Source organism: Kribbella antibiotica (assembly GCF_004349055.1).
Lineage (GTDB): Bacteria > Actinomycetota > Actinomycetes > Propionibacteriales > Kribbellaceae > Kribbella > Kribbella antibiotica.
Map to the genome: position 1 here is coordinate 1 of NZ_SMKX01000261.1, position 5,938 is coordinate 5,938.

3 rRNA genes are annotated in these 5,938 nt (G+C 55.5%); all 3 read right to left on the reverse strand.

Annotation, left to right across the window (positions count from 1 at the left end):
* Nucleotides 1-49 precede the first annotated feature (49 nt).
* Nucleotides 50-167: ribosomal RNA gene (rrf, locus tag E1263_RS41665) — 5S ribosomal RNA — on the reverse strand.
* A gap of 166 nt (nt 168-333) precedes the next feature.
* Nucleotides 334-3,461 (reverse strand): 23S ribosomal RNA (locus tag E1263_RS41670).
* A 483-nt stretch (nt 3,462-3,944) separates the two neighbouring features.
* Nucleotides 3,945-5,462 (reverse strand): 16S ribosomal RNA (locus tag E1263_RS41675).
* Together the 16S, 23S and 5S rRNA genes form the textbook arrangement of a ribosomal RNA operon.
* Between the last annotated feature and the right edge of the window lie 476 nt (nt 5,463-5,938).

A 5,938-nucleotide genomic window follows, 5' to 3' on the forward strand; every position in this document is an offset into this window, starting at 1 on the left:
GACAAATGTTAAGGGCCACCCCAGTGGGGTGGCCCTTAACAGTGTGAATGTCCGGCGGCGTCCTACTCTCCCACGACCTCCCGGTCGCAGTACCATCGGCGCTGAAGGGCTTAACTTCCAGGTTCGGAATGGAGACTGGGTGTTTCCCCGACGCTATGACCACCGAAACTCTATCAAAATATCAACAACCAACCCTGCAAAGCCACACACCCACCAGCCGAGGCTGGGTGTGGTTGCTGGGGGTCCTGTTCATATTCTGGGAACCGTACAGTGAACGCGAACATCGTTACATAGCGCAGCTGAAGTCTTGATGCCTCACCCGAGGGTGAGAGTTGAGACAAGCCCTCGGCCTATTAGTACCAGTCAGCTCCACACCTTACGGTGCTTCCACCTCTGGCCTATCAACCCAGTGGTCTACTGGGGGCCTTACCCGGTTAACCCGGTGGGAGAACTCATCTTGAAGCGTGCTTCCCGCTTAGATGCTTTCAGCGGTTATCACTTCCGAACGTAGCCAACCAGCCGTGCTCCTGGCGGAACAACTGGCACACCAGAGGTTCGTCCACCCCGGTCCTCTCGTACTAGGGGCAGCCCTTCTCAATTCTCCTGCGCGCGCAGCGGATAGGGACCGAACTGTCTCACGACGTTCTAAACCCAGCTCGCGTGCCGCTTTAATGGGCGAACAGCCCAACCCTTGGGACCTACTCCAGCCCCAGGATGCGACGAGCCGACATCGAGGTGCCAAACCATCCCGTCGATATGGACTCTTGGGGAAGATCAGCCTGTTATCCCCGGGGTACCTTTTATCCGTTGAGCGACGGTGCTCCCACATGCCACCGCCGGATCACTAGTTCCGACTTTCGTCCCTGCTCGACATGTCTGTCTCACAGTCAAGCTCCCTTGTGCACTTACACTCGACACCTGATTGCCAACCAGGCTGAGGGAACCTTTGAGCGCCTCCGTTACCTTTTAGGAGGCGACCGCCCCAGTCAAACTACCCACCAGGCACTGTCCCTGATCCAGATAATGGACCTAAGTTAGACAGCCAGAACAACCAGAGTGGTATTTCAACGATGACTCCACCCGAACTGGCGTCCGAGCTTCAAAGTCTCCCACCTATCCTACACAAGTTGTACCGACCACCAATACCAAGTTGTAGTAAAGGTCCCGGGGTCTTTCCGTCCTGCTGCGCGTAACGAGCATCTTTACTCGTAATGCAATTTCGCCGAGTCCACGGTTGAGACAGCGCCCAAGTCGTTACGCCATTCGTGCAGGTCGGAACTTACCCGACAAGGAATTTCGCTACCTTAGGATGGTTATAGTTACCACCGCCGTTTACTGGCGCTTAAGTTCAAAGCTTCGCCGGCCTAAACCAGCTAACCTGTCCCCTTAACGTTCCAGCACCGGGCAGGCGTCAGTCCGTATACATCGAATTACTTCTTCGCACGGACCTGTGTTTTTAGTAAACAGTCGCTTGGGCCTGGTCTCTGCGGCCATCAACGCTTCCACCCGAGAAGGATGTAACGCATCCGGCCCCCCTTCTCCCGAAGTTACGGGGGCATTTTGCCGAGTTCCTTAACCATGGTTCACTCGATCGCCTTGGTATTCTCTACCTGATCACCTGTGTCGGTTTGGGGTACGGGCGGCTCTAACACTCACTACGAAGTTTTTCTCGGCAGCATGGGATCATCCACTTCCCCTAAACGGGTCCGCCTCGGCTCTCAGGCTATGTGAGACACGGATTTGCCTATGTCTCGCCCTACCACCTTGCCCGCGGATCAGCTTACGCCTACCATCGCCGCGGTTGGACTACCCTCCTGCGTCACTCCTCAGTGCACCTAATACCAACTCGGGTCGTCTAGTCCACTCATTGGCCCGAAGGCCGCAAAGCTTCAGAGACTTAGCATTATCGGGTTCGGTCTTGTCGTGTTAATGCCGGTACGGGAATATCAACCCGTTGTCCATCGACTACGCCTGTCGGCCTCGCCTTAGGTCCCGACTTACCCAGGGCAGATTAGCTTGACCCTGGAACCCTTGATCATCCGGCGGACGGGTTTCTCACCCGTCATTCGCTACTCATGCCTGCATTCTCACTCGTGCAGCATCCACAACTCCATCACTAGGCTGCTTCACACGCTGCACGACGCTCCCCTACCCATCCACACACCTGGACCAGGATCAAGTCCTGGCCGGGTTATTATGTAAATGCCACAGCTTCGGTGGATTGCTTGAGCCCCGCTACATTGTCGGCGCGGAATCACTTGACCAGTGAGCTATTACGCACTCTTTCAAGGGTGGCTGCTTCTAAGCCAACCTCCTGGTTGTCTGGGCAACTCCACATCCTTTTCCACTTAGCAATCGCTTAGGGACCTTAGCTGGTGATCTGGGCTGTTTCCCTCTCGACGACGGAGCTTATCCCCCGCCGTCTCACTGCCGCGCTCTCACTTACCGGCATTCGGAGTTTGGCTGATTTCGGTAAGCCGGTAAGCCCCCTAGACCATCCAGTGCTCTACCTCCGGTAAGAAACACGCGACGCTGCACCTATATGCATTTCGGGGAGAACCAGCTATCACGGAGTTTGATTGGCCTTTCACCCCTATCCACAGGTCATCCCCCAGGTTTTCAACCCTGGTGGGTTCGGTCCTCCACGCGGTCTTACCCGCGCTTCAACCTGCCCATGGATAGATCACTCCGCTTCGGGTCTAGAGCATGCGACTAAAGCGCCCTATTCAGACTCGCTTTCGCTACGGCTACCCCACACGGGTTAACCTCGCCACACACCACTAACTCGCAGGCTCATTCTTCAAAAGGCACGCCGTCACACAATCCCGAAAGATCATGCTCCGACGGATTGTAGGCAATCGGTTTCAGGTACTATTTCACTCCCCTCCCGGGGTACTTTTCATCTTTCCCTCACGGTACTAGTCCGCTATCGGTCACCAAGAAGTATTTAGGCTTAGCGGGTGGTCCCGCCAGATTCACACGGGATTTCAAGAGTCCCGTGCTACTTGGGAAAACACTCAAGAGTTACTGTCTTACGCCTACAGGGCTATAACCCACTACGGCTCAACATTCCAGAAGATTCGGCTTCAACAGTAATTTATGACTCTTTGACACCACGGCATTAGTATCAGAATGCTCCCACAACCCCATGCACGCAACGCACGCCGGCTATCACACGCACATGGTTTAGCCTCATCCGCTTTCGCTCGCCACTACTCACGGAATCACTATTGTTTTCTCTTCCTGCGGGTACTGAGATGTTTCACTTCCCCGCGTTCCCTCCAGAACCCTATGTGTTCAGGAACTGGTAACTGGCTTTAGAATGCCAGCTGGGTTTCCCCATTCGGACACCCCCGGATCACAGCTCGGTTGCCAACTCCCCGGGGCTTATCGCAGGCTCCAACGTCCTTCATCGGCTCTTGGTGCCTAGACATCCACCGATTGCCCTTAGTAGCTTGTCAAAAAACAACAAAACAAACTTCGCTACAAAGATGCTCGCGTCCACTATACAGTTCTCAAAATACGACCGGGAACACCAACCCAAATCCACCACTTCCCTCGAGAAGCAACCCGCAGGGGAAACAAAACACCCTTAAGAGTCACCACCACCAGGAGTTTGGTGAGAGCCGGCCCCAGCCACCCATCACACACGATCCGCAAAGATCAGTGTAAAAGTGACCCTAGAAGAAAAAGTCCCAACCACCAGAGAATCACTCCCCTGACAGTCAGGCCCGATTCCTCAGGACCCAACAGCGCGCCTCGGCCCTTCCCCTTAACTCGCTCACGTTCCACGCCTCGAGAGGCAGTACTAGATTGCTTGTTTCGGTTTCAGGCCTAATGGTCAATGTTCCACATTCCGAAGCACCGTCGCACTAGAACGTATGTCTAGTAAACGACGTTTTGACGACCACCCCTTACGGGTGTGATCGCCGAATGCTCCTTAGAAAGGAGGTGATCCAGCCGCACCTTCCGGTACGGCTACCTTGTTACGACTTCGTCCTAATCGCCAGCCCCACCTTCGACGGCTCCCTCCACAAGGGTTAGGCCACCGGCTTCGGGTGTTGCCGACTTTCATGACGTGACGGGCGGTGTGTACAAGGCCCGGGAACGTATTCACCGCAGCGTTGCTGATCTGCGATTACTAGCGACTCCGACTTCATGGGGTCGAGTTGCAGACCCCAATCCGAACTGAGACCGGCTTTTTGGGATTCGCTCCACCTTGCGGTATCGCAGCCCTTTGTACCGGCCATTGTAGCATGCGTGAAGCCCTGGACATAAGGGGCATGATGACTTGACGTCATCCCCACCTTCCTCCGAGTTGACCCCGGCAGTCTCCTATGAGTCCCCACCATAACGTGCTGGCAACATAGGACGAGGGTTGCGCTCGTTGCGGGACTTAACCCAACATCTCACGACACGAGCTGACGACAGCCATGCACCACCTGTATAGGACCCTTACGGACCTCACATCTCTGTGAGATTTCCCTATATGTCAAACCCAGGTAAGGTTCTTCGCGTTGCATCGAATTAATCCGCATGCTCCGCCGCTTGTGCGGGCCCCCGTCAATTCCTTTGAGTTTTAGCCTTGCGGCCGTACTCCCCAGGCGGGGCGCTTAATGCGTTAGCTGCGGCACGGAGGACGTGGAATGTCCCCCACACCTAGCGCCCAACGTTTACGGCGTGGACTACCAGGGTATCTAATCCTGTTCGCTACCCACGCTTTCGCTCCTCAGCGTCAGGTAAGGCCCAGAGAGCCGCCTTCGCCACCGGTGTTCTTCCTGATATCTGCGCATTCCACCGCTACACCAGGAGTTCCGCTCTCCCCTGCCTACCTCTAGTCTGCCCGTATCGGAAGCAGGCTCGGAGTTAAGCTCCGAGTTTTCACTCCCGACGTGACGAACCGCCTACGAGCCCTTTACGCCCAATAATTCCGGACAACGCTCGGACCCTACGTATTACCGCGGCTGCTGGCACGTAGTTGGCCGGTCCTTCTTCTGCAGGTACCGTCACTTTCGCTTCGTCCCTGCTGAAAGAGGTTTACAACCCGAAGGCCGTCATCCCTCACGCGGCGTTGCTGCGTCAGACTTTCGTCCATTGCGCAATATTCCCCACTGCTGCCTCCCGTAGGAGTCTGGGCCGTGTCTCAGTCCCAGTGTGGCCGGTCGCCCTCTCAGGCCGGCTACCCGTCGACGCCTTGGTAGGCCATTACCCCACCAACAAGCTGATAGGCCGCGAGCCCATCCCCCACCGCCAGAACTTTCAACCACAAACCATGAAGTCCGTGATGATATCCGGTATTAGACCCCGTTTCCGAGGCTTATCCCGAAGTGAAGGGTAGGTTGCTCACGTGTTACTCACCCGTTCGCCGCTCGTGTACCCCCGAAGGGGCCTTACCGCTCGACTTGCATGTGTTAAGCACGCCGCCAGCGTTCGTCCTGAGCCAGGATCAAACTCTCCGTTGAAAAATATAGACAAGCCGAACCCCCGAAGGAATCCGACAGAGTCAACAACTTTGAACTGACCCTTTGAACATCAGAGACAATCAAACTGACTGAATCCAGAAATTACATTCAAAGGAATCCGAACACAGACAAAACAAAACCCCCACCCAAGATCCGACGGACCCGGGTTGAAGAATTGCCGTATGCCTATGCACGGGGTTAATGCTTAATTTCGGCATTGACTTTCGGCACGCTGTTGAGTTCTCAAGAATCGGACGCTCACCGCAGCTAAACTTTGCAGTTTAGGCTTCCGGGGCAACCCGCCAAACATTACTGTTTCAATCCCAGCCGGTCAAATCGGCCGATTTCGCTACAGTCACCCGTGTCTCAGCGACCGACCCGAGTCCGAAGACACGATCCGGCTGCGTAAGCCTTAGAGGGTGATCAGGAGGTCCGGCCGCTTCCGCGTCCTGCACTCGCTCCCAACAAGAAGAACA